The 23,245-nt window shown below is 65.1% G+C and carries 22 protein-coding genes; 12 read left to right on the top strand and 10 right to left on the bottom strand.

The genetic code is table 11. The features are described from left to right. Positions 1–15 precede the first annotated feature (15 nt). Both GA0061099_RS14685 and GA0061099_RS14680 read right to left on the bottom strand, forming a co-directional pair. Entirely contained in the window at positions 16–912 is an 897-nt protein-coding gene (locus tag GA0061099_RS14685; protein WP_036022330.1) for a UPF0280 family protein, read from the bottom strand. Further along, on the bottom strand, positions 909–2,366 hold the full coding sequence (locus tag GA0061099_RS14680; protein WP_193375175.1) for a 6-hydroxynicotinate reductase: 1,458 nt from the start codon (positions 2,364–2,366) through the stop codon (positions 909–911). Before GA0061099_RS14680 ends, GA0061099_RS14685 begins: the two co-directional genes overlap by 4 nt. Before the next feature lie 265 nt (positions 2,367–2,631). On the opposite strand from GA0061099_RS14680, the gene GA0061099_RS14675 reads away from it, so the two are divergent. Both GA0061099_RS14675 and GA0061099_RS14670 read left to right on the top strand, forming a co-directional pair. Then, a complete protein-coding gene (locus tag GA0061099_RS14675; RefSeq protein WP_036001419.1) occupies positions 2,632–3,114 on the top strand; it encodes a (2Fe-2S)-binding protein in 483 nt (160 codons plus the stop codon). Continuing rightward, positions 3,114–6,641 (top strand): molybdopterin cofactor-binding domain-containing protein, encoded by a 3,528-nt coding sequence (locus GA0061099_RS14670; RefSeq protein ID WP_036022328.1) that lies wholly within the window; start codon positions 3,114–3,116, stop codon positions 6,639–6,641. The genes GA0061099_RS14675 and GA0061099_RS14670 overlap by 1 nt, the downstream gene beginning before the upstream one ends. A gap of 116 nt (positions 6,642–6,757) precedes the next feature. On the opposite strand, the gene GA0061099_RS14665 is transcribed toward GA0061099_RS14670, so the two are convergent. Next, positions 6,758–7,723 (bottom strand): catechol 2,3-dioxygenase, encoded by a 966-nt coding sequence (locus GA0061099_RS14665; protein WP_036022415.1) that lies wholly within the window; start codon positions 7,721–7,723, stop codon positions 6,758–6,760. A gap of 369 nt (positions 7,724–8,092) precedes the next feature. Between GA0061099_RS14665 and GA0061099_RS14660 the strand changes: the two genes are divergently transcribed. The 3 genes from GA0061099_RS14660 (at position 8,093) to GA0061099_RS14650 (ending at position 11,142) form a co-directional block, all read left to right on the top strand. Continuing rightward, positions 8,093–9,832, top strand: a complete 1,740-nt coding sequence (locus tag GA0061099_RS14660; RefSeq protein ID WP_036022326.1) for an ATP-binding protein — start codon at positions 8,093–8,095, stop codon at positions 9,830–9,832. Between the two features lie 214 nt (positions 9,833–10,046). After that, entirely contained in the window at positions 10,047–10,628 is a 582-nt protein-coding gene (locus GA0061099_RS14655; protein WP_036001422.1) for a peroxidase-related enzyme, read from the top strand. A gap of 10 nt (positions 10,629–10,638) precedes the next feature. Then, positions 10,639–11,142 (top strand): MgtC/SapB family protein, encoded by a 504-nt coding sequence (locus tag GA0061099_RS14650; protein WP_036001373.1) that lies wholly within the window; start codon positions 10,639–10,641, stop codon positions 11,140–11,142. Here GA0061099_RS14650 and GA0061099_RS14645 read toward each other — a convergent pair. The 3 genes from GA0061099_RS14645 to GA0061099_RS41135 form a co-directional block, all read right to left on the bottom strand. Then, a complete protein-coding gene (locus GA0061099_RS14645) occupies positions 11,139–13,691 on the bottom strand; it encodes a cation-translocating P-type ATPase (RefSeq protein WP_036022325.1) in 2,553 nt (850 codons plus the stop codon). The genes GA0061099_RS14650 and GA0061099_RS14645 overlap by 4 nt on opposite strands. Further along, positions 13,688–13,855, bottom strand: coding sequence for a hypothetical protein (locus GA0061099_RS41140; RefSeq protein WP_167361653.1), 168 nt, complete (start codon positions 13,853–13,855; stop codon positions 13,688–13,690). Before GA0061099_RS41140 ends, GA0061099_RS14645 begins: the two co-directional genes overlap by 4 nt. Positions 13,856–14,090: 235 nt before the next feature. Beyond that, positions 14,091–14,234: a hypothetical protein gene (locus GA0061099_RS41135; RefSeq protein ID WP_167361652.1), complete on the bottom strand. Its 144-nt coding sequence runs from the start codon at positions 14,232–14,234 to the stop codon at positions 14,091–14,093. 231 nt (positions 14,235–14,465) lie between these two features. On the opposite strand from GA0061099_RS41135, the gene GA0061099_RS41130 reads away from it, so the two are divergent. Further along, entirely contained in the window at positions 14,466–14,621 is a 156-nt protein-coding gene (locus GA0061099_RS41130) for a hypothetical protein (protein ID WP_165637160.1), read from the top strand. A gap of 11 nt (positions 14,622–14,632) precedes the next feature. On the opposite strand, the gene GA0061099_RS14640 is transcribed toward GA0061099_RS41130, so the two are convergent. Further along, entirely contained in the window at positions 14,633–15,262 is a 630-nt protein-coding gene (locus tag GA0061099_RS14640) for a ParB-like protein (protein WP_036022321.1), read from the bottom strand. Between the two features lie 323 nt (positions 15,263–15,585). Here GA0061099_RS14640 and GA0061099_RS41125 point away from each other — a divergent pair, with 323 nt between their 5' ends. The 6 genes from GA0061099_RS41125 to GA0061099_RS14610 all read left to right on the top strand — a co-directional run bounded on the left by GA0061099_RS41125 (position 15,586) and on the right by GA0061099_RS14610 (position 20,372). Continuing rightward, the gene (locus tag GA0061099_RS41125; protein ID WP_036001385.1) at positions 15,586–15,927 is read left to right on the top strand and encodes a hypothetical protein; all 342 of its coding nucleotides are present in this window, start codon (positions 15,586–15,588) and stop codon (positions 15,925–15,927) included. Positions 15,928–16,161: 234 nt separating this feature from the next. Next, positions 16,162–16,449 carry an acyl carrier protein gene (locus GA0061099_RS14630; RefSeq protein WP_007592476.1) on the top strand — a complete coding sequence of 96 codons (288 nt, stop codon included), beginning with the start codon at positions 16,162–16,164 and terminating at the stop codon, positions 16,447–16,449. A gap of 10 nt (positions 16,450–16,459) precedes the next feature. Continuing rightward, positions 16,460–16,930 (top strand): 3-hydroxyacyl-ACP dehydratase FabZ family protein, encoded by a 471-nt coding sequence (locus GA0061099_RS14625; RefSeq protein WP_036001387.1) that lies wholly within the window; start codon positions 16,460–16,462, stop codon positions 16,928–16,930. Beyond that, the gene (locus GA0061099_RS14620) at positions 16,927–18,132 is read left to right on the top strand and encodes a beta-ketoacyl-ACP synthase (protein WP_036022319.1); all 1,206 of its coding nucleotides are present in this window, start codon (positions 16,927–16,929) and stop codon (positions 18,130–18,132) included. Before GA0061099_RS14625 ends, GA0061099_RS14620 begins: the two co-directional genes overlap by 4 nt. A gap of 21 nt (positions 18,133–18,153) precedes the next feature. After that, on the top strand, positions 18,154–19,431 hold the full coding sequence (locus GA0061099_RS14615; protein WP_036022315.1) for a beta-ketoacyl-ACP synthase: 1,278 nt from the start codon (positions 18,154–18,156) through the stop codon (positions 19,429–19,431). Between the two features lie 8 nt (positions 19,432–19,439). Continuing rightward, positions 19,440–20,372 (top strand): lipid A biosynthesis lauroyl acyltransferase, encoded by a 933-nt coding sequence (locus GA0061099_RS14610; RefSeq protein ID WP_036022313.1) that lies wholly within the window; start codon positions 19,440–19,442, stop codon positions 20,370–20,372. Between the two features lie 99 nt (positions 20,373–20,471). On the opposite strand, the gene GA0061099_RS14605 is transcribed toward GA0061099_RS14610, so the two are convergent. The 3 genes from GA0061099_RS14605 to GA0061099_RS14595 are packed head-to-tail and all read right to left on the bottom strand — an operon-like array spanning position 20,472 to position 23,106. Then, on the bottom strand, positions 20,472–21,584 hold the full coding sequence (locus GA0061099_RS14605) for a polyamine ABC transporter substrate-binding protein (RefSeq protein ID WP_036022311.1): 1,113 nt from the start codon (positions 21,582–21,584) through the stop codon (positions 20,472–20,474). A gap of 6 nt (positions 21,585–21,590) precedes the next feature. Next, positions 21,591–22,772 (bottom strand): aminotransferase, encoded by a 1,182-nt coding sequence (locus GA0061099_RS14600; protein WP_036022308.1) that lies wholly within the window; start codon positions 22,770–22,772, stop codon positions 21,591–21,593. Between the two features lie 7 nt (positions 22,773–22,779). After that, a complete protein-coding gene (locus GA0061099_RS14595; protein ID WP_036022412.1) occupies positions 22,780–23,106 on the bottom strand; it encodes a rhodanese-like domain-containing protein in 327 nt (108 codons plus the stop codon). Positions 23,107–23,245 lie beyond the last annotated feature (139 nt).

Here is a 23,245-nt window from a genome sequence, read left to right as displayed (position 1 = left end):
GTTTCGCTTCCCTGTTCAGGCATGGATCGCGTTCTCCAGCACACGCGGGCGCGATCGTTGCTCTTCTATATCCTTTGTTCCGATGACAAGCATATCACCACAAAGCCGCAGCACGGCACCTTCGATCAGTCCGCGATCGAACAATTGCCGTGCACATTCCGCGCCAGATTCAAGCGCGGCGGCGATCTCATTGTGAGACAGCTCGCCGACACCGCGCGTCACGAGGCGCGCGCCCAGATCGCTGTCGGGCTGAAGCTCGTTCGCAGGCTGTCGGATGATTGCGGGATGCCCGGGCAGATCGACGGCATTGGCGATCACGGTCGCGGCCGCATCGGCCTGCGAAGCGGTTGCGGCCAGCACGGTCACGGCATCGGCGATCCCGAGCGAAAAGCTGCGGCCGTGCCGACCGCTGGTCGCGACGCCCCGCACCGGATCGTTCGCATCGATCCGCATCCTCCGCATCACGCCGTCGTGGTCGGGACGATCCATCAGGCCGACCGAAAAATGCTCGCCCACACCGAGATGCAGCGCGATGTCGCCGCCATTGTTGACGTAAATCCGATCGAGCGGTGCAGCGCGCAGCATCGCGGCCAGAATCTCCTCCGCGACGCTGCCGGCAACGGCCGCCATCGGCGTGATGAAGCAATCGGCGGCATAAGGCGCGACGGCAGCGTGCATGCGGCGGGCGACAACGCCCTTCAGCGAGGTCTTCTCCTCGACCGCCGTACGCAGCCCTGGCAATTCCGCGCAAAGCTCGTCGAGCAATCCAGTGAACCGCAGCGCCGCAGCCTCATAGGCGACCCGCACCGCATCCGTACGTCCCCTCGCCTCCACGATCAGATCGATCGGTCCATCCTGCAAATGCAGCCGCCGGCCATCAGACAGCAATGCGATTTGCGGGCGCCTGGTCATGTGCGAGGCCCCGGAATCGGGTTCTGCCAGGGCAATTGGCGGACATCGTCGCCGCTCTGCACCTCGGAGAGCGGCTTCACATAATCCATGTGGCCACCGAGCGCGGCATAGTCGGACAGCTTCATGGTGAATTCGATCGGCGCGACCAGGGCCGGTGTCGGCACATAGCCGAACGCGCCTGACGGCATCTGCGTCACGTCGACCATGTAGGTGATGCCGCCGCCGGGCCAGACATAGACCGGCGCGCCGCCGCTGGTGACGCGCGTCAGCGCATCCTTCACCGAGCGCGTCAGCCGCACCGGGTTGTCGGTGACGCCAGCGCGCAAGGAGCCGCCCGCGCCCGCCATGAACAACACCGTGCACAACGCGGGCTCGCAATTTTCCTGGATGCGCTCGACCGAGAACTTCAAGTCGTCAGGCATCTCGGTCTCGACCGGCTTCAAGGCCTGGTCGAGCACGTAATAGGATGAATGCTCTCCGGTGGTGGAGACCATCAGCATGGTCAGACCGGGCTTTGCTTCCTTGGCATCGAACGGGCCAAGGATCGACAGGGGATCTGAGATGTTGGTGCCGCCCCAGCCCGTGCCTGGATCGGCCACCTGGAAATAGCGGCCGGGCGTCGAGCGACGGCCCTTCATCTTGATGCCGGTGTCGGCGATGTCGAGCAGCTTGCCCGCTTGATGCTCGCTGAGCACGCCGGTGATGTGGTCATCGACCACGACGACTTCGTCCACCTTGCCGTGCCATTGCTTGGCGAACATGCCGATCGTCGCCGAGCCGCAGCCGACGCGCATGCGCTCTTCCTTCACGCCGTTGACGATCGGCGGCTGCCCGGCCTGCACCACCACGGTGGCGCCGCCATCGATGGTGAGCTCGACCGCCTTGCAATTGGCGAGGTCCATCAGCGTGTCGCAGGTGACGCGGCCCTCCTTCTTGGAGCCGCCGGTGAGATGATGCACGCCGCCTAGCGAGAGCATCTGCGAGCCGTATTCGCTGGTGGTGACATGGCCGACCGCCTCGCCCTGCGCGCGCACGGTCGCGGTCTCCGGGCCGAGATAGCGATCGGTGTCGATCTTCACCTTGATGCCGCAATAGGAGAAGATGCCCTCGGTGACGACCGTCACCATGTCGACGCCTTCGACCTCCGCAGAGACGATGAAAGGCGCCGGCTTGTAGTCGGGATAGGTCGTGCCTGCCCCGATCGCCGTCACGAAAGTCGAGGGCTCGTGGACGATCTTGCCGTCCCAGTCCTCGGTGCGGCTGAACGGGACGAGCTTGCCGCCGTGAGAGACGGTGCGCTCCAGGATGACATGCGGATCGACGCGGACCAGCTTGCCGTCGTGATTGGCATAGCGATCGCAGGCCCCCGCCGCGCCGGGCTTGATGTAGCACATCACCGGACAAGCATCGCAGCGGATCTTGTCGATGACGGCGCTCGTCGTTTCTGTCACCATGTCGGAGCTGGCGGACACCGCTGTTATCATTCGTATACGAACGATGTTGCGCGCGCTGCCCCGGCGCTGTCAAGCGGCGGTGCAGCGCAAAAGATGCCACTGCCGCATAAAACCTCATTTGCCTATCCGCACTGTCCACAAAGAAGGCACCCGCGCTGCAGTGCGGCATGCACCGCTTGCACGTTTGTGTACAAACGGTATCGTCGCGGCGTCCGATTTTCGCGATTGCATGATCTTGGATATCGTCTTGGGCTTGGAAACGAGGATGACGCAGACACCGATCCGCCTCACCGTGAACGGCAGGATCCACGAGCTCACGGCAGCGCGCGACACGCCGCTGCTCTACGTGCTGCGCAATGATCTCGCGCTGAACGGCCCGAAATACGGCTGCGGCCTCGGCGAATGCGGCACCTGTACTGTCCTGATCGACGGACTGGCGGCACGCTCCTGCGCGATTCCGGTGAGCGGCTGCGCCGGGCGCGACATCGTGACGCTCGAAGGCCTCGGCACAAGCGACAAGCCCGACGTCGTGCAGCAGGCCTTCATCGACGAGCAGGCCGCACAATGCGGCTATTGTCTCAACGGCATGATCATGACCACCAAGGCGTTGCTCGCGATCAACCCGCGGCCGACCGAACAGGAGGCGCTGGCGGCGCTGCGCTACAATCTCTGCCGCTGCGGCACGCATGTCGAGATCCTTCGCGCGGTGATGCGCGCATCGGGCCAGCTCACCGAGGCCGCAGATTGATGGCGTCCTTTGTTACGAACGGAGCTGAGCGTGCGGGTTCGCTCATCGTCGCGCGCAGCGTGGACGAGGTCACATCGGAAACCTTCGTCCGCATCACCGCGGACGGTTCGGTCACGGCCTATAACGGCCATGTCGATCTCGGCACCGGCATCCGCACTGCGCTGGGCCAGATCGTCGCCGAAGAGCTCGACGTGTCCTTTGCGCGCGTTGTCGTCGTGCTCGGCAATACGGCATTGGTGCCGAACCAGGGCGCGACGATTGCGAGCGAGACCATCCAGATCACGGCCGTGCCGCTGCGGAAGGCCGCGGCGCAAGCGCGGCACTTTCTGATCGCGCGCGCGGCGGAACGCCTGGACTTGCCCGAAGCCGAGCTCAAGATCGAGGACGGACTCGTTCGCGGCCACGACAATCGCAGCGTCAGCTATGGCGAGCTCATCGGCGACGAAGCGATCCGCCTCGAGCTCGCCGATGACGTCGAGCTCAAGCCTGTCGGCGATTACGCGATCGTCGGCCAGTCGGTGCCGCGCGTCGATCTACCTGCTAAAGCCACGGGCGAGCTGACTTTCGTGCACGACGTCCGAGTATCAGGAATGGTGCATGGCCGCGTGGTGCGGCCGCCCTATGCTGGCGTCGATGCCGGACCGTTCGTCGGCACCAGCCTCATTGCGGTCGACGAATCCTCCGTGCGCGACATTCCCGGCCTTGTCGCCGTCGTGCGGATCGGCGATTTCGTCGGCGTCGTCGCCGAGCGCGAGGAGAATGCGATCCGTGCGGCAGAGCAGCTCAAGGTGAGCTGGAAGCCGACGCCGACGCTTACCGATCTTGGCGATGTCGAGACCGCCCTGCGTGCCAATCCATCGACGCCGCGCACGCTGATCGACAAGGGCGAGGTCGACAAGGCGATATCAGCCGCGGCCAAGCCGATGCAGCGCACTTACCTCTGGCCGTATCAGATGCACGCCTCGATCGGCCCCTCCTGCGCCGTCGCCGACTTTCAGGACTGCAACATCCGCGTCTGGTCGGGCACGCAGAACCCGCATGTGCTGCGCAACGACCTCGCGTTGCTGGTTGAGCGTCCCGAGAGCGAGATCGAGGTGATCCGGCTGGAGGCGGCCGGCTGCTACGGCCGCAACTGCGCCGACGACGTCACCGCCGATGCGCTGCTGCTGTCGCGCGCCGTCGGCCGTCCGGTCCGCGTGCAGCTGACGCGTGAGCAGGAGCATGCCTGGGAGCCCAAAGGCACGGCACAACTCATCGACGTCAATGGCGGCCTCGACGCTGACGGCGGCATTGCTGCTTACGACCTCGCCACGCGCTACCCCTCGAACGCCGCTCCGACGCTGGCGCTGCTGCTGACCGGTCGCATCTCCCCCGAGCCCACCGTGCTCCAGATGGGCGACCGCACCGCGATCCCGCCCTATGATTACGAGCACATGCGCGTCGTCGCCCACGACACGCCGCCGATCGTGCGGGCCTCCTGGTTCCGCGGCGTCTCGGCATTGCCGAACACCTTTGCGCATGAATCCTATATCGACGAGGCTGCGGCCGAAGCCGCCGTCGATCCGATCGAATATCGCCTGCGCTATCTGAAAGACCCGCGCGCGATCGATCTGGTCAATGCGGTGGCCGAGCGCGCGGGCTGGACGCCGCGGCCGGTCCGAGAGGAGAAGGACGGCGAGGTCGTGCACGGGCGCGGCTTTGCATATGCGCTCTACGTCCACAGCAAGTTTCCGGGTTACGGCGCGGCGTGGTCGGCCTGGGTTGCCGACGTCGCGGTGAACAAGACGACCGGCGACGTCAGCGTGACGCGCGTCGTTGCGGGGCAGGATTCCGGGTTGATGATTAACCCGGACGGCGTGCGCCACCAGATCCAGGGCAACGTCATCCAATCCACCAGCCGCGCGCTGATGGAAGAGGTGCCGTTCGAGCGCGGCACGGTGGCCGCGCGCGAATGGGGCGCCTATCCCATCATCCCCTTCCCCGACGTACCCAAGATCGACGTCTTGATGCTGCCGCGGCAGGACCAGCCGCCGCTCGGCGTCGGCGAGTCTGCTTCGGTGCCGAGCGCAGCGGCGATCGCGAACGCCATCTTCGATGCCACCGGCGTGCGCTTCCGCGAGCCGCCGTTCACGCCCGAGCGAATCCTGAAGGGATTGCACGGCGAAGCACCGGCGACACCGCAGTCCCTGCCTGCGCCGGCAGCCCCGCCTCCATCGCGTATCTGGGAAAATCCGTTCGCCAGCCGCGCCGGCATCTTTGCAACGATCGCAGCCGTCTGCAGCGCCGCGATCGGTATCGGCGCGGCGCTCCTTCCCGGCCGCGCCATCGCGCCGATCACCCGGCCGGATGCATCGGTCTATTCCGCAGCGACAATCGCCCGCGGCGCGCAGCTCGCCGCGCTCGGCAATTGCGCGGAGTGCCACACCGCCGTCGGCGGCGCTCCCAACGCCGGCGGACGCGCCTTGGAAACGCCGTTCGGCACGATCTACGCGACCAACATCACGCCCGACGTCGAGACCGGCATCGGCGCCTGGTCCTACCCCGCGTTCGAGCGCGCCATGCGCGATGGCCTGCATCGCGACGGACGCCGGCTCTATCCGGCCTTCCCCTACACGCATTTTGCAAAGACCAGCGACGCCGATCTGCAGGCGCTCTACGCTTATCTGATGGCGCAGCCTGCGGTGCGCGCGACGAGGCCGGCGAATGCGCTCGCCTTCCCGTTCAATCTGCGCCCGCTGCTCGCGGGCTGGAACGCGCTGTTCCACCGAACCCACGAATTCAAGCCGGACCCGTCAAAGTCCGAGCTTTGGAATCGCGGCGCTTATCTGATTGAGAGTCTCGGCCATTGCAGCGGCTGTCATTCGCCCCGCAACGCCCTCGGCGCCGAGCAGCGCAACGCCTATCTCGCCGGCGGCTTCGCCGAGGGGTGGGAAGCGCCGGCGCTGACCTCGCTCTCGCACGCGCCGATTCCGTGGAACGAGGAGGAGCTCTACGCCTATTTGCGCACCGGCCATTCGCGTTACCACGGCGTCGCGGCCGGCCCGATGGCGCCTGTTATCCGCGACCTCAAGGCTCTGCCCGACCAGGACATCCGTGCGATGGCGGTCTATCTCAACTCGTTCAATGACACGGCGGTCGACCAACAGGCGCAGGATGCGCTTGCCGCCAAGCTCGAAAGCACAACGGAAGTGACCGTCGCCTCCTCCGCGGGCGCGCGCCTCTATCAAGGCGCCTGCGCGGTCTGCCACGAGGTCGGCGGCCTGCCGCTGTTCGGCACGCGGCCCTCGCTCGCACTCAACAGCAACCTGCACAGCGCCACGTCGGACAATCTGGTGCAAGTGATCCTGCATGGCATCGCTGAGCCCGTCTCGAGTGATCTCGGCTACATGCCCGCGTTCAGGAACAGCATGAGCGACGCGCAGATCGAGGAGCTCGTCAGCTTCCTGCGCCGGCAGTTCGCACCTAGCAAGCCGGCCTGGACCGGCGTGCGCGAGACGATCTCGCGGGTGCGAAGTTCGACCCACTAACGTCATTCCGGGGCCCGAGCATAGCGAGGGAGCCCGGAATCCATACCCACCAGCCGGGGTTATGGATTCCGGGCTCGCCGCTTCGCGTCGCCCCGGAATGACACTGCGTGAATACGCTAGTCGTGCTTCACCTCCACCGGCGGCGTGCCGTGGGTGTGGAAGGACTCGATCGTCTTCAATCCCCAGGCCTGGCCCTTCTTGCGCTCCTCCTCGGTCCACACGATCGGCTTCCAGTCGGGCGCGAGAATGAGGCGCGCGCCGGCATTGGCGACTTCGACGCGGTTGCCGCCGGGCTCGTAGACATAGAGGAAGAAGGTCTGCTGGATCGCGTGCTTGTGCGGGCCGGTCTCGATGTGCACGCCGTTCTCTAGAAAAATGTCCGCGGCGCGAAGAATCTCTTCCCGGCTGTCGAGCGCGTAGGTGACGTGGTGGAAGCGGCCCGGCACGCCCGAATGATCGAGCGAATAGGCAAAGTCGTAGCTCTTGTTCGACATCGTCAGCCACATCGCAGCTTCACGGCCGTCGTTGAGCACAATCTGCTCGGTGAGGCGGCAGCCCAGATAGGTCTCGAAGAACTCGCGGTTGGCCTTGATGTCGACGGCAAGACAATTGAGATGGTCGAGGCGGCGGACATTGACGCCGCGGGCGGGAAAGCGCTGCGCCTGGTTCTTCAGCGCAGGCTTGAGTTCGGGCGGCGCCTGATACCATTCGGTCTCGTAATAGAGCTCGACGATGTGGCCATCGGGATCGCGGCAACGGAAGGTCGGCCCCTGCCCCATGTCGCCGTCGATCCAGCCGATATCGAAGCCGGATCCTTTTAGCGCCGCAACACGGCGCTCCAGCGCCTGCTGGCTGCGCGCACGGAGCGCCATGTGGCCCATGCCCGAAGTCTTCGACGCCGTGAGCTTGAGCGAATAGCGCTCGTAATCGTCCCAGCCGCGCAAATAGACCGACTCGCCCTTCTGGCCGCTGACGGTCATGCCCATCACATCGACGAAGAACCTCAGGCTCTCGTCGTGCTTCGGCGTCAGCAGCTCCATGTGGCCGAGATGGGCAAGATCGAGGATCGGTTCGGGCTGCATGTTTTCCTCCTGGAGCAGCGCCGGGCTTTCTGCGCGGCACCTCATTTGTACTAATGTACAAATCATTAGGTCCAGTCAACAAAGCAACCGATGTCCCTGCTGCGATCAGCGACTGACCGCCATCCTCCGGACGAAGCGGGCAGCCTGCCCGAATGGTAAACTCTTCCTTAAGGACCATCTCACCTGAAAGGTCCGGAAAATGCAGCATTTTCCCGGCGATTTTGCCAATAAGCAGGCATTGGCGGCGAGGCTCCCGACCGAATTACCGCGGATTTAACGGAGCCGGCGCGTCCGGCGTTTAACCGTTTGTGCAGCGACGGCCGCGCATAGTCCGGGCAACTCCCCTTGCTCTTGCCAGGTTCATTCATCGTGACATCCTTTGGACGCGTGATTTCGGTTCGCGGATCGCTCGCCCGGGTTGGGCTTCTGGCGGAAAGCCTGATGCCGATCTCGGAGGTGCGGGCCACCGTCGGCCGGTTCGTCAGCATTCGCTGCGCCAGCTCGGTCATCGTTGCGATGATCACGGAGGTCTCCTGCGAAAATCTGTCGAGCTCCGACAATTACATTGCCATCGCCTCAGTCGACCTGCTCGGCGAGATCCTCAATGCCGCGGACAAGGCCAAATTTCAGCGCGGCGTCACCAACTATCCGACCATCGGCGATGCCGTCGACCTGATCACGAGCCAGGAGCTGCGCACGATCTACGCGCCGACCGGCTCGGACCAGATCAATGTCGGCTTCCTGCAGCAGGACCGCTCGGTCATCGCCTATGTCGACGTCGAGGAAATGCTGTCCAAGCATTTTGCCGTGCTGGGATCGACCGGCGTCGGTAAATCGACCGGCGTCTCGCTGCTGCTCAACGAGATCCTGAAGGCGCGGCCGAACCTGCGCATCTTCCTGCTCGACGTGCACAACGAATATGGCCGCTGCTTCGGCGACCGCGCGCTGGTGCTCAACCCGAGGAACCTGAAGCTGCCGTTCTGGCTGTTCAACTTCGAGGAAATCGTCGACGTGCTGTTCGGCGGCCGCGCCGGCGTCCCGGAAGAGCTCGACATCCTCGCCGAGGTGATCCCGCTCGCCAAAGGCGTCTACACACAGTACCAGAACGCCGACCGCATCGGCCTCAAGCGCATCGATCCCAAGCAGATCGGCTACACCGTCGATACGCCGGTGCCCTATCGCCTGGTCGACCTGCTGTCGCTGATCGACGAGCGCATGGGCAAGCTCGAGAACCGCTCCTCGCGCATCATCTATCACAAGCTAATCTCGCGCATCGAGGCGGTGCGCAACGACCCTCGCTACGCCTTCATGTTCGACAACGCCAATGTCGGCGGCGACACCATGGCCGAGGTGATCAGCCATCTGTTCCGCCTGCCCGCCAACGGCAAGCCGATGACGGTGATGCAGCTCGCCGGCTTCCCGGCCGAGGTGATCGATTCCGTCGTCTCCGTGCTCTGCCGCATGGCCTTCGACTTCGGGCTGTGGAGCGACGGCGTCTCGCCGCTGCTGTTCGTCTGCGAAGAGGCGCACCGCTACGCCTCCGCCGACCGCAACATCGGCTTCGGCCCGACCCGCAAGGCGGTATCGCGCATCGCCAAGGAAGGCCGCAAATACGGCGTCTATCTTGGCCTCATCACCCAGCGCCCCGCCGAGCTCGACGCCACCATCATCTCCCAGTGCAACACGCTGTTCACGATGCGCCTCGCCAACGACCGCGACCAGGCGCTGCTGCGCGCCGCCGTGTCGGACGCCGCCGCGAACCTGCTCTCCTTCGTGCCGTCGCTCGGCACCCGCGAGGTGCTGGCGTTCGGCGAAGGCGTGGCGCTGCCGACCCGCTTGCGCTTCAAGGAGGTGCCGCCGCACCAATTGCCGCGCGGCGAGGCCACCATCTCGAGCGTGCCCTCCGTCACCTCCGGCCACGACATGCATTTCGTCAGCGCCGTGCTCGAACGCTGGCGCGGCGCCACCTCGCAGCGCGACGTGCCGAACGACCCCGTGTTCTCGGCACCGCCCGCGAAGACGATGTCCAGCGTCGAAGCCCCGATGCTGCAGCCCTCGATGGGCCTCGATCCGGACCGCTTCTCGCTGCTGAAGAAGCCGCTGCGGTAAGGCCTCGCTCCATCCACATCGTCATTGCGAGCGCAGCGAAGCAATCCAGAGTCTTTCCGCCGGGGGGACTCGGGATTGCTTCGCTGCGCTCGCAATGACGGAGGATGGAACGTCGTTCCCACCTGACACCTTCGTCGCGGCCACTTCGGACCGGCAGATTGAGCCCGCCTTCCGCATCGACTATGGTTCCCGCCCCAAGCCGGACTCCATGCCCATGACAAAGACCGCCGCGCAACGCTTTCCCGCCCCCGCCCTCGACACCCTGCCCGACGACATCCGTAAGCGCCTCCTTGCCGTGCAGGAGAAGAGCGGCTTCGTCCCGAACGTGTTCCTGACGCTGGCCTATCGCCCCGACGAGTTCCGCGCCTTCTTCGCCTATCACGACGCGCTGATGGAAAAAGACGGCGGCCTCACCAAGGCCGAGCGCGAGATGATCGTGGTGGCGACGTCGGCGGCCAACCAGTGCCAATATTGCGTGATCGCCCATGGCGCGATCCTGCGCATCCGCGCCAAGAACCCTGTGATCGCCGACCAGGTCGCGATCAACTACCGCAAGGCCGACATCACGCCGCGGCAGAAGGCGATGCTCGATTTCGCCATGAAGGTCTCGGCAGACGCGCAGCGGATTTCCGAGGATGATTTCGTAGCGCTCGCGCCGCACGGCTTCAGCGACGACGACATCTGGGACATCGCCGCGATCTCCGCCTTCTTCGCGCTGTCGAACCGGCTGGCGAATTTCACGGGCATGCGGCCGAACGAGGAGTTCTATCTGATGGGCCGCCTGCCGAAGACGTAGTCGAGGCGCCATGACCGAGCTCGATTGGCCCGAAATCCTGCTGCGCCTCGGCACGGCCACGCTTGCCGGCGGCGCGATCGGCCTCAACCGCGACCTGCACGGCAAGCCGATCGGGCTGAAGACGCTCGGCATCGTCGGGCTCTCCACCGCGAGCGTGGTTCTGCTCGCATTGCAACTCGCCGAACCGGCCAGGGTCGTCGACGCCGCCAGCCGTGTCATCCAGGGCATCCTCACCGGCATCGGCTTTCTCGGCGCCGGCGTCATCGTGCACCAAAGCACCGGGTTTCGCGTTCGAGGCCTCACCAGCGCCGCCTGCACTTTCCTTGCCGCCTGCCTCGGCATCGTCTGCGGCGCCGGACAATGGAAGATCGTCGTCGTCGCCCTGGCGCTGGCCTTCGTGCTGCTGACGATTGGCCGCCGCCTCGAGCGCCGGCTGCATCGTATGCTTGGCGGCAAGGAAGATCCTCAGCGGACGGAGACCTCGCCGAGCTCGGGTCAGCGGGAGAGCGATTAGAATCGCAACCGTCGGCCCCAAATCGGCTTCAGCAGTTCGAGCGCCGTGAGCACCAGCACTCCCGCGCCGAGCGTGATCATCAAATCGTCAAGATGCAGGGGACCGAAGCGAAACAGGCCTGAGGCCGGCGGCCAGAACAAGGCTGTGGCGAGAACGAGCGCAATCAAGAGGAAGATCCAGAGCAATGCCGCGTTCGGACGGAAGAAGGCGGACAAGAACGATGCGCTGAAGGATCGATTGACCAGCACCAGCGCGAGGACGCAGACGACGAGCGCGATGAATGCGAGGGTGCGAGCCTCCTCGGGCGGAAGGCCGGAACGAAGCGCTGCGACGAAGATCACGGCGATCAAGGCGAAGGCCATCGTGCCTTGCAGAACGCTCCAGGCGATCAGGGGCCACGAGAACAGCTCCGCATCGGCACGCCGCGGCGGACGCTTCATGACGTCGCGCTCCTCCCGCTCGGCCTCGAACACCAGCGAGCAGACGGGATCGATGATCAGCTCCAGAAAGGCGATGTGCACCGGGCCGAGCACCAGCGGCAGCCCGAACACCAGGGGAAGCAGCGCAAGACCCGCGATCGGCACGTGGACGGCAAAGATAAAGGCCATGGCCTTGCGCAGATTGTCGTAGATCCGGCGACCGAGGCGGATGGATGCGACGATGGAGCTGAAGTCGTCGTCGAGCAGGACGATCGAGGATGCCTCGCGAGCGACGTCGGTGCCGCGGCCACCCATCGCGATTCCGATATGGGCGGCCTTCAGCGACGGCGCGTCGTTGACGCCGTCGCCCGTCATCGCGACGATCTCGCCGCTGCGCTTCAGCGCCTGCACGATCCGCAGCTTCTGCTCCGGCAGAACCCGCGCGAAGACGTTCACCTTCCTGACGAGTGCCTCGAGCTCGCGGTCGTCCGCGAGCTTGACCTGCTCCCCGGTCGCGACCTCATCGACGTCGAGCCCGGCTTGCGCGGCGATCGCCATGGCGGTCGCCGGATAGTCGCCCGTGATCATGATGACGCGGATGCCGGCCGAACGGCATTCGCGAACCGCCTCCGGAACATGAGGCCGCAACGGATCGGCAAGCCCGACCAGGCCGACGAAGCGAAATACAAAAGCCTCCTGGGATGCCGGCAGGGAAGCCTCATCGCAAACGGCAACCGCCATCCCCAGCACCCGGAGCCCGTCCTTCGCCATGGCCCCGACGGCAGCTTGCACGGCCTCCCGATCGGCCTCGTTCAGCCTGCACAGGCGCGCAATCGCTTCCGGCGCGCCCTTGGCGCATGCGACGAGGTCCGCCCCTCCGGCTGTCCGCCAAACCTGGGTCATGGCCAGCAGCTCGGGGCGCAGACCATAGGTGCGCACCAGCGTCCGCTCGCCATCCATCGCGTCGCCGTCCCGCAGGACACCACGCGCGAACGAATGCAGCGCCTTCTCCATCGGATCGAACGGCTCCGGAGAGCTTGCCAGTGCCCCGCAGCGCGCCAGCTCTGCGAATTCGCGCCCGACCTGATCCGGTCCGGACGCCTCCGCGCGCAGGCGCGCGCCGTCCAGCAGGCGCAGCTCGGCGACCGACATCTGATTCTGCGTCAGCGTTCCGGTCTTGTCGGTGCACAGGACTGTTGCTGAGCCGAGGACCTCGATGGCGGCGGCGCGCCGCGTCAGGACGCGGGCCTGCGAAATCCGCCACGCACCCATGGCCATGAACACCGTGAGCACGACACCGAATTCTTCTGGAAGCATCGACATGCCGATGGCGACGCCTGCCAGCAGCGCCTGCAGCCAGTCGCCGCGCGAGACGCCGTAGAGCACAATCGCGGCCAGGCTGATGATGGTGCCGCCGAGGAAGCAGAGCCGCACCAGCCTTGCGGTCTGTTGCTGAAGCCGCGGCGGCTCGGCCTGCAAGCCGCGAAGCGACAGCCCGATCTTCCCGATCTCGCTGCGCGGCCCGGTGGCCTCGACCAGCGCCAGCCCCTCGCCGCGCACGACGAGCGAGCCGGAATACACGAACGGCTGATCCTCGCCGCCGGGCCGGTGAGCGGCTACTTTGATCTTGTCGGCCGTCTTCTTGCGGACGGGCACCGACTCGCCGGTCAGCAGGGACTCGTCGATCTGCAGGTCCCGCGCTTCGACGAGCGCGGCGTCGGCGGGAACGCGATCGCCTTCACTGAGGACGAGAAGGTCGCCCTGCACGACCTCGCGGCCGGCAATTCGCCGGCGCGCACCGTCACGCACCACCAGCGCCCGCGGGCTGGTCAGGTCGCGCAAGGCTTCCAGCACGCGCTCGGTCCGGGTTTCCTGCACCACCGTGATCACGATGGACATCGCCCCGAACGCCAGCAGGATCACCGCCTCCTTGAGATCGCCGAGCACGAGGTAGATCAGCCCGCCGCAGAGCAGCAGCAGGAGCATCGGCTCGCGCAGCACTTCCACCACGATGCGCAGCGGACTGCGTCGTTCCGGCCGAGGCAGTTCGTTGGGGCCGTCTGCCGCGAGCCTCGCCCGCGCCTCGGTCTCACTCAGACCGGCCGCACCTCCGCGTTGCACCTCGCTCACGGTTTCCGCCGCAGGCTCCAGAAGCTGCCGGCACCGACGATTGCGGTGGCGAGCAGGACGGCGACGAAAGTCTGGATGATGGTGAAGTTCAGCGCGTCACGCGCAACGAACAGCGCCGTGATCGCGCCGGCGAGGACAAAGAGGATGCGAAAGATGACGCTCATGGTCGTGCCTCCAAGATCTGCATGACAAGATCTGCATGACTTGGAGCCCGGGGGCCCTCCCATCGGGGCACAACGCTGTCTCTGCAACCATGCAGGCAGACCTTAGCCGCTCAGGGCGAGGCAAGTTTGCGACAAGTCAAACCTGACCCGGCCATCATCGGTCGGCGACTGCGACGTGATGTCCGCCCAGCAGCGAACAGCCGCTGCATCGCTCACGGCTGCGAGGCGTATGCGGCTAGCGCTTCGCCATCAACTCGAGCGCCGGAGCAAAGCGCTCCGCGAACGTCAACGTCTTGGCGTGGTGGACTGCGGCGAAGGATGCAGAGATTCCCGCCGAAGCGACCGCGAGCAAGCCAACTACGAAAGCCAGACGGCGCATGTTCGCCTCCTGTGTGAGCTCGACTACCCCATAGAGTTGGGACGGCTCTGTTTCAGGACGGTTTCGTGGGCGCGGAAATTGATTTCGCTCAAGCGGCTGTGATGAGATCCGGCTTATCTGGGTGCATTGAGTAACCAACTAACTGGGGTCGACGTGTTTTGGAGCGGCGGCCGTGTTGGGAATTACCCGCAGCAGCATTCGCCGGAATGGGAGTCATCAAGGACTACGCAAATGAAGATCGTGATCCAGAAGCTCAATGGCCTGTGGCACCTCATCGTCGGATCGAGCCAGATCCGAACGCCGTTCCTGGACACCCAGGACCGCGCGCTGGTGGTAACTTACGCCCGCCGCGCCTATCCCGGCGCCAGGATCTTCCAGCGCGACTGACGTGAATACCCTCAGTCGTCGTCCGCCGGGCCGCACCAGCCGGGCAGATAGATCGCATTCTTGCTTCTGGCCGCGGCCATCGCCTTCTCGAGCGCATTATCGAAATCGGCCTCCACCGCCTTGCGCGAGACCTGCCGGCGCAGGAAGTCGGCCCACAGGAATTCGGAGAACGGTGTGGTGTCCTTGGCGAAGCCGCCCATGCGGCGCAATTCGCCGGCAAGACTGCGGAACGGATCGTCCTTGAGGTCAGCGACGGATTTCGGCAGGTCGCGGAACGAGCGCCGCTCGCCCTTGGCGTCGTAAGGATAGACCCAGCGCTTGTTGTCCATGACGCCCCAGAACGCCTCGCGCTCCACCATCCTGAGATCGCCGACGACGGTCACCAGAACCTCCCTGACGCCTTCATCGTGCAGCGCGCGGCCGAGGTGATGATGGTCGATCACGTAGTAGCGCGCGTCGGGGCCGTAAACGACGGGGATCATGTGCTTGCCGAGCAGATCCGCCTGCTTCTTCTTGCCGTGCTCGCGCCAGCGCCTGCGCTTCTCCTTGACCTCGCGCATGCCGACCGTCATCTGCGTCGGCCGGAGCGACAAGATCGGAACCGGATGCACTCTCGGCTCGCGCGCGTTGGTCGTGGTCATGATCGAAGGCCCCTGGCAGCAACGAACGGTTCGGGTTCCCGCGACTATGCCACGGGTCCCGCGGTGGCAAAATCCGTTCGGAAGACGCGCAGATCACAAGTCGATGCCGGCCGGTAAAAAGACGTCCTCAATGGCTGTCGCTATGCCCGCGTTGCAGCGCAACGCTCGCGACGGGCACGATGGCCCGTTGCTGGATCGCGGCACACCGGTCCATGCGCAAAATAGTACGAACGCACAAATGCATCCTGGCATTGCAAAGATTTACTGCAACGCGTGCCTCACCTATGCTATCTAGATCGCTGCTTCGGAGTGATCCCCGCCCCATGAACAATCAGCGGCCCATAAGCTCTGATGAGGAGCACCGGGTGCTCCAGTTCAGGCCGCGCACCCCGCCTTCTCCAAGGGTCCAGCGCGGCAATGGCTCCGTGCAACCGCTCCGCGGCACGCCCGAACGGCTGGACCTGTCACGCTACGAGCAGCCGCGTGCCGAGCCCGACAATTACCGGCAGCGCATGCTTGCCAACATCGCAGCGCTCGCCTTCACCATCGCGCTGACGGCGATCGGGATCTGGCTCGCGGTCAGCATCGCCGACCTGCGCCGGACCCAGGATTGCGTGCTGATGGGCCGCCGCGACTGCGTCAAGATCACAACGCCGCATATTTAGGGACCGGCCCGGCACGGACCTCGCGGCGGACGGACCCAGCCGGCATCCCCAGCCACGTCCGATGCTGTCCCCGGAGGCCTGCCCGGCTCCATTGAACTCAGGGCGGCGCTCCGATATACGGGCTTTCGACCCGGCCAGAGGGGGGTTTGAGGGCGTCATCAGGGGCGCGATGCCCAGCCACCGTGCCACTCTGGACAATCTGACAAATACCTACAATATATCAAAGGCTTAGTGATGTCCTCCACATTCGATCAGGTCGCCACGATCATCGCTGAAACCTGCGACATCCCGCGCGACACGATCACGCCGGATAGCCATGCCATCGATGACCTCGGCATCGACAGCCTCGATTTCCTCGATATCGCCTTCGCGATCGACAAGCAGTTCGGCATCAAGCTGCCGCTGGAGAAGTGGACTCAGGAGGTCAACGACGGCAAGGCGACCACCGAGCAATATTTCGTGCTGAAGAACCTGTGCGCCCGCATCGACGAATTGGTTGCGGCCAAGGGCGCGAGCGCCTAAGGGCGCAGTCATGCAACTCGAATACTTCCACATGATCGATCGCATCGTCGACCTCAAGGTCGACGAGAAGACGATCGTCGTCGAAGCGCAGGTCCCGCAGGAAAGCACCATCTTCGAGGGGCACTTCCCGGGTTATCCCTTGATGCCCGGCGTGCTCCTGATCGAATCGATGGCGCAGGCCTCGGGCTGGCTTCAACTCGGCGTGTTCCGATTCGAACGCATGCCGATCCTGGCCGCCGTGAAGGAGGCCAAGGTCCGCGGCTCGGTCTTCCCCGGCGACCTCATGAGCATCGAGGCGAGCCTCACCCATGAAGGCTCCGGCTATGCCATGACCGAGGCCAAGATCCGGGTCGGCGGCAAGCTGCGCGCCAATTCGGCGCTGACCTTCACGCTGATTCCCTTCCCCAATGCGGATATGCGCGGATACATGGCGAAGGTCGCCGAGCGCGTCGGCTTTCCGCAACAGGCCGTATCGTCATGATTGACACTCCCGCTTTGAAGCCGGGCCAGACCGAGGTCTGGATCACCGGCATTGGGCTCGCCACCTCGCTCGGCGAGGGCCTCGACGCCAATTGGGCCGCGCTTTCCGAGAAGCGCATCAATGTCGACGAGAAGGGCTTTGCGCCCTACATCGTGCATCCCTTGATGCCGGTATCCTTCGACAGCCAGATCCCGAAGAAGGGCGACCAGCGCCAGATGGAAGCCTGGCAGCGCATCGGCACCTATGCCGCCGGTCTTGCGCTCGATTCCGCCGGCATCAAAGGCAACAAGGACATCCTGTCGAAGATCGACATGGTCGTCGCCGCCGGCGGCGGAGAGCGCGACATCAACGTCGACAGCGGCATTCTCACCGCCGAGGCCAAGGGCGCTAACGCGCCGGGCTTCCTCAACGAACGGCTGATGAGCGATCTCAGGCCGACGCTGTTCCTGGCCCAGCTCTCCAACCTGCTCGCCGGCAACATCGCCATCGTGCACGGTCTGGGTGGCACCTCGCGCACCTTCATGGGCGAAGAGGTCGCCGGCGCCGACGCCGCCCGCATCGCGCTCGCGCGCATCGCCTCGGGCGAGAGCGACATCGCGCTGGTCGGCGGCTCGTACAACGGCGAGCGCAAGGACTTGCTCGTCCTCTACGAGTTCGGCGACTTCAACCTGAAGGACAAGTTCGCGCCCGTGTGGGCGCGCAAGGACCATCCCGGCTTCGCGCTCGGCTCGGCCGGCGCCTTCCTGGTGCTGGAATCGAAGGCGCATGCGGAAGCGCGCGGCGCCAAGCCGTTCGCAAAGCTGTCGAGCGTCGTCGCCGACCTCGCCAAACGCAAGCAGCCCGGCGACATGACCGCGACGCTCGAGAAACTGTGGGACAAGCTGCCCAGGCGCGAGGGCAAGGGCGCGATCATCACCGGGGCGACCGGCGCGGAGCCTGCGACCTCGGACGAGCGCGACTTCCTGAAGAACCATGCCGACTTTCCGGTGCGCTCGACCGGCACGGTGTTCGGCCACGCCATGGAAACGCAATTCCCGCTCGGCATTGCCCTCGCCGCATTGTCGATCTCGCGCGGCGCGCTGTTCCCGCCGAATGATTCCACGGGGACCGAGATTGAAATGCAGGGCCCGCCCACCCAGATCGTGGTGGTGGGAGCCGGACACTGGCGCGGCGAAGGCATGGCGCTGGTCGAGGCGATTTAATCAGCTCAAGCGGGGATCGACATGATTGCACCACGCGACAAACTCGGGCGTCCCGTCGTCGTCGTCACCGGCATGGGCATCATGACCTCGCTCGGCGCCGGCAAATCCGACAATTGGGCAAAGCTCGTCGCCGGCGAATCCGGTATCCGCACGATCACGCGTTTTCCGATCGACGGTCTCAAGACCACGATGGCCGGAACGGTCGATTTCGTCAGCGCCGATCCGTTCTCTTCCACCGCTCTGTCCGAGCGGATGGCCGAGCTGGTGACGCAGGAAGCGCTGGAGCAAGCCGGCATCGGCGCCAAGGCCGATTTCCCGGGTCCGCTTTTCCTCGCGGTGGCGCCGGTCGAGGTTGAATGGCCGCAGCGTCGCGAGCTCGGTCGCGCCGTCGGCCAGCAAGACATCACCTATGACGATCTGCTCCGCATCTCCGGCGGCGGCAAGTTTAGCGCCTATCATCATCGCTTCATGTTCGGCTCGGTTGCCGCCTATCTTGCCGAGACCTTCGGCACCAAGGGCTCGCCGATCTCGCTGTCGACGGCGTGCGCGTCCGGAGCCACCTCGATCCAGCTCGGCGTCGAGGCGATCCGCCGCGGCGAGACGGACGCAGCGCTCTGCGTCGCGACCGACGGCACCGTGAACCCGGAAGCGCTGGTGCGCTTCTCGCTGCTCTCGGCGCTGTCGACCCAGAACGATCCGCCGCAGGCGGCCTCCCGTCCCTTCTCCAAGAACCGCGACGGTTTTGTCATGGCGGAAGGCGCCGGCGCGCTGGTGTTGGAGAGCTATGAAGCCGCCACCGCGCGCGGCGCAAAAATTCTCGGCGTGATCGCCGGCTGCGGCGAGCTCACCGATTCCTTCCACCGCACCCGCTCCTCGCCCGACGGCAAGCCGATCATCGGCTGCATGAACAAGACGCTGGCCGATGCCGGCATGACGCCGGATCAGATCGACCACATCAACGCGCACGGCACCGCGACGCCCGAGAACGACAAGATGGAGTTCAACACGACGTCGGCCGTGTTCGGCGAGCTCGCGCAGAAGATTCCGGTCACCTCCAACAAGTCGATGGTCGGCCATACCATCTCGGCCGCCGGCGCGGTCGAGGCGATCTTCTCGCTGCTCACGCTCGAGCATCAGCGCATTCCGCCGACGATCAACTACGACAATCCAGATCCCACGATCCTGTTCGACGTCGTCGGCAACAAGGCGCGCGATGCGCGCGTGACCGCGGTGATGTCGAACTCATTTGGCTTCGGCGGCCAGAACGCTTCGCTGATCCTGACCCGCGAACCGGCCTGACCGGACGCATGGCGCTGCTTCCTGCGAGCACGAAGGCCCGCGCGCGGGAGGCTGCCAAATCGCTCGGCGGCAGCCTGATCGGCGGCGCGACCGTCGCGATGCTGCGCACCACGCGCTATTTCGATCCGGCCAAGACCTCGGACTTCTTCGCGCGTGCCGTCAAGCTGATCGGGCCGCGCCTGCGCGAGCACCGCATCGGCCGCGCCAACCTCACCGCCGCCTTCCCCGAGAAGTCACCGGAGGAGATCGAACGGATCCTGATGGGCGTCTGGGACAATCTCGGCCGCGTCGGCGCCGAGTTCGCCCATATCGACCAGGTCTGGGACTACGCCCGCGATGTCCCCGAGAAGAGTCGCATCGAGATTTCCCCGCGCAGCATCGAGCTGTTCGACCAGATCCGCGACGACGGCAAGCCGGCGCTGATCTTCGCCGCACATCTTGCGAACTGGGAATTGCCGGCGCTCGCCGCGGTCGCGCATGGCCTGGACACCGCGATTCTCTATCGCCGCCCGAACATCGCCTCGGCCGATCGCATCATCCAGGAGATGCGCCAGGTCAACATGGGCACGCTGATCCCGGCCGGCCGCGACGCGCCGCTGCGGCTCGCGCAGGCGCTGAAGGACGGCAAGCACGTCGCCATGCTGATCGACCAGTATCTGACGGCCGGCGTCGAGGTCACGTTCTTCGGCCGCAAGACCCGCGCCAATCCGATGCTGGCGCGCCTCTTGCGCCAGGTCGAATGCCCAATCCACGGCGTGCGCATCATCCGCCTGCCCGACGGCCGCTTCCGCGGCGAGCTGACCGAGGAGATCCCGCCGGTGCGCGATGCCGACGGCAGGATCGACATCCAGGGCACCACGCAGGCGATCACGAGCGTGGTGGAAAGCTGGGTACGAGAACATCCCGAGCAGTGGCTGTGGCTGCATAGAAGGTGGCGGTAAATACTCCGTCATTGCGAGCGCAGCGAAGCAATCCAGAATCGTTCCACGGAAGCAGTCTGGATTGCTTCGTCGCTTCGCTCCTCGCAATGACAGGCGCTACTACCGCCCCGTCTTCACCTTCGTCCAGAGCCGGTTGATGATCCGTTGCGTGGCCGGCTCGCGCGCCGTGATCACGAACAGTTTTGCGAGCGTCGCTTCGTCCGGATAGATGTTCTTGTCATCAAGGATTTTTGGATCCACCAGCTTCTGGCTGGCGAGATTGCCGCTCGCGTAGGACAGGAAGTCCGAGTTCTTGGCGGCAACGTCCGGGCGATAGAGATAGTTGATCAGCTCGTAGGCTTCCTTGACGTTCTTGGCGTCGGCGGGGATCGCGAGATTGTCGAAGAACATCTGCGCGCCCTCCTTCGGAATGGTGTAGCCGATCTCGACGCCGCTTTTGGCTTCCGCGGCGCGGGCGCGGGCCTGCATGATGTCACCGGACCAGCCGACCACGAAGCAGATCTCGCCGGTGGCGAGCGCGCTTAGATATTCGGACGAGTGGAACTTGCGCACGGAGGGGCGGACTTTCGCCACGGCATCGGCGGCCTTTTCCAGGTCCGCCTGCTTGGTCGAGTTCGGATCGAGCCCGAGCCAGCTCAGCGCCGCCGGGAAGATGTCGTCGGCGGAGTCGAGCATGTGCACGCCGCAGTCCTTGAACTTGGCGAGGTTCTCCGGCTTGAAGACGATGTCCCAGCTGTCGATCTTCGCATCAGCCCCAAGGATCTGCTTCACTTTGGCGATGTTGTAGCCGATGCCCGTCGTGCCCCACATGTAGTTGGCGGCGTAGACATTGCCGGGGTCGTAGGTGGCGAGGCGCTGCGTCACCACCGGCCAGGCATTGGCGAGGTTCGGGAGCTTCGACTTGTCGAGCTTCTGGAAGATATTGGCCTTGATCTGGCGCTGCAGGAAATAAGCGGTGGGCACCACGACGTCATAACCGGACTTGCCGGCCATCAGGCGCGTCTCCAGCGTCTCGTTGGCGTCGAAGGTATCGTAGACGACCTTGATGCCGGTCTCCTTGGTGAAGGCCTCAAGGACGTCAGGCGCCATGTAGTTGGACCAGTTGTAGAAATTGACGACCCGCTCCTCGGCACCTGCGGGAGCGGAGAGCAACGTCAGCGCGGCGGCGATCGCGAAACCAAGGCCAAAGCCGGAGCGGCCGACGTTCGTCATCTCTGTCTACCTCTTGCGTCCACGCACCGCGTCCGACAGCCGCTCCAGTGCGGTGTCGAGCGTCTCATCCTTCTTGGCAAAGCAGAAGCGCACCACTGATGTGACCGGGTCCTGCTCGTAGAACGCCGAGACCGGGATCGCGGCGACCTTGTAGTCTTTCACGATGCGCCAGCAGAACTCAGTGTCACTCTCGTTGAGCCCGAGCGGCGACAGGTCGACGGTGAGGAAGTAGGTGCCTTGCGACTTCAGCACGGGGAAGCCGAGGCTCTCCAGTCCCTTGGTCAGCCGGTCCCTGCTCCGCGTCAGGTCCTTGCGCATCGACAGGAAGTAGTCGTCGGACTTGCCGAGCCCATAGGCGACCGCGGCCTGCAGGTTCGGCGCGGTGGTGAAGGTCAGGAACTGGTGCACCTTGGCCGCGACGCGGAGCAGCGGTGGCGCCGCGCAGACGAAGCCGATCTTCCAGCCCGTCAGCGAGAAGATCTTGCCGGCCGAGCCGACCTTGATGGTGCGCTCGCGCATGCCGGGAATGGTGATCAGCGGGATATGCTTGTGCTCGTCGAAGGTGACGTGCTCCCAGACCTCGTCGCAGATCGCGATGACGTCGAACTCCTGGCAGTAGCGCGCCAAGACCTCGAGGTCCTCGCGCGGATAGACCACCGCGCTGGGATTTAAGGGGTTGTTGAAGAGCACCGCCTTGGTCTTTGAATTGAAAACGCTTTTCAGCATGTCTTCATTCAGCCGCCAGTGCGGCGGCTCGAGACGCACCAAGCGCGGAATGCCACCGGCCTGGCGGATGATCGGCAGATAGGAATCGTACACCGGCTGGAAACAGACCACCTCGTCGCCGGGCTGGACCACCGCGAGGATCGCCGAGGTCAGCGCCTCGGTCCCGCCGGAGGTGACCATCACCTCGCTCATCGGATCGAGCTTGAGGCCGTGCCAATGGCCGTAATGGGTCGCAATCGCCTGGCGCAGCTCCGGCAGGCCCATCATCGAGGGGTACTGGTTGTAGCCGTTCAGCGAGGCCTCGGCCGCGGCGCGGCGGATGTCCTCGGGGCCGGGATCGTCGGGAAAGCCCTGGCCGAGATTAATCGCATTGTTGTCGCGCGCGGCCTGCGACATCGCCTCGAAGATGGTGACGGGAAGGTCGGCGAAGACCTTGTTCAGCGAAGAGCTCTTGGTCGTCATTGCGCGGTTAGCCACCGACCTTGCTGGGAAGCCCGGCCGCCTTCCAGCCCAGCATGCCGCCGGCCAGATGCTTGTCGTAAGACAGGCCCGCCGCCTGTGCCGCCAGCGAGGCTGTCACCGAGCGCTTGCCCGAACGGCAGGCGAACACGACCTCCTTGCCGGCCGGATCGGGGATCGCCTTGGGATCGAAGGTCGAGAGCGGAACCACGACGCCGTAAGGGTACGCCTCGGCCTCGACCTCGTTCGGCTCACGGACGTCGACGAGCAGATAGCGCCCTTCCGCGACACCCTTGGCGACCTCGTCCGGGGTCAGATCCTGCACTTGATTTGCCACATCATCCTCCAACGTCGCGGGCCGCGTACCGGGGCGATCCCGGCCGGCGGCAACCTCGCCTCTCGGGAGACGAAAATCAAGCGCCACAAAGGCTTGAGCCGCGCGGCGCAAGTTAAAGCTAAATCGCAGCGACTTGAAG

Source organism: Bradyrhizobium yuanmingense (genome assembly GCF_900094575.1).
GTDB classification, from domain to species: Bacteria; Pseudomonadota; Alphaproteobacteria; order Rhizobiales; family Xanthobacteraceae; genus Bradyrhizobium; species Bradyrhizobium yuanmingense.
Note: the sequence above shows the minus strand (reverse complement) of the source record. Positions and strands in the feature narration are given on the sequence as shown.

Coding starts and splice junctions, on each gene's coding strand:
- GA0061099_RS14630 (WP_007592476.1), top strand. CDS start 16,162: ATGTCCTCCACATTCGATCAGGTCGCCACGATCATCGCTGAAACCTGC.
- GA0061099_RS14620 (WP_036022319.1), top strand. CDS start 16,927: ATGATTGACACTCCCGCTTTGAAGCCGGGCCAGACCGAGGTCTGGATC.
- GA0061099_RS14615 (WP_036022315.1), top strand. CDS start 18,154: ATGATTGCACCACGCGACAAACTCGGGCGTCCCGTCGTCGTCGTCACC.
- GA0061099_RS41140 (WP_167361653.1), bottom strand. CDS start 13,855: ATGAGCGTCATCTTTCGCATCCTCTTTGTCCTCGCCGGCGCGATCACG.
- GA0061099_RS14650 (WP_036001373.1), top strand. CDS start 10,639: ATGACCGAGCTCGATTGGCCCGAAATCCTGCTGCGCCTCGGCACGGCC.
- GA0061099_RS41130 (WP_165637160.1), top strand. CDS start 14,466: ATGAAGATCGTGATCCAGAAGCTCAATGGCCTGTGGCACCTCATCGTC.
- GA0061099_RS14625 (WP_036001387.1), top strand. CDS start 16,460: ATGCAACTCGAATACTTCCACATGATCGATCGCATCGTCGACCTCAAG.
- GA0061099_RS14610 (WP_036022313.1), top strand. CDS start 19,440: ATGGCGCTGCTTCCTGCGAGCACGAAGGCCCGCGCGCGGGAGGCTGCC.
- GA0061099_RS14675 (WP_036001419.1), top strand. CDS start 2,632: ATGACGCAGACACCGATCCGCCTCACCGTGAACGGCAGGATCCACGAG.
- GA0061099_RS14655 (WP_036001422.1), top strand. CDS start 10,047: ATGACAAAGACCGCCGCGCAACGCTTTCCCGCCCCCGCCCTCGACACC.
- GA0061099_RS14640 (WP_036022321.1), bottom strand. CDS start 15,262: ATGACCACGACCAACGCGCGCGAGCCGAGAGTGCATCCGGTTCCGATC.
- GA0061099_RS14600 (WP_036022308.1), bottom strand. CDS start 22,772: ATGACGACCAAGAGCTCTTCGCTGAACAAGGTCTTCGCCGACCTTCCC.
- GA0061099_RS41135 (WP_167361652.1), bottom strand. CDS start 14,234: ATGCGCCGTCTGGCTTTCGTAGTTGGCTTGCTCGCGGTCGCTTCGGCG.
- GA0061099_RS41125 (WP_036001385.1), top strand. CDS start 15,586: ATGAACAATCAGCGGCCCATAAGCTCTGATGAGGAGCACCGGGTGCTC.
- GA0061099_RS14670 (WP_036022328.1), top strand. CDS start 3,114: ATGGCGTCCTTTGTTACGAACGGAGCTGAGCGTGCGGGTTCGCTCATC.
- GA0061099_RS14680 (WP_193375175.1), bottom strand. CDS start 2,366: ATGGTGACAGAAACGACGAGCGCCGTCATCGACAAGATCCGCTGCGAT.
- GA0061099_RS14665 (WP_036022415.1), bottom strand. CDS start 7,723: ATGCAGCCCGAACCGATCCTCGATCTTGCCCATCTCGGCCACATGGAG.
- GA0061099_RS14605 (WP_036022311.1), bottom strand. CDS start 21,584: ATGACGAACGTCGGCCGCTCCGGCTTTGGCCTTGGTTTCGCGATCGCC.
- GA0061099_RS14685 (WP_036022330.1), bottom strand. CDS start 912: ATGACCAGGCGCCCGCAAATCGCATTGCTGTCTGATGGCCGGCGGCTG.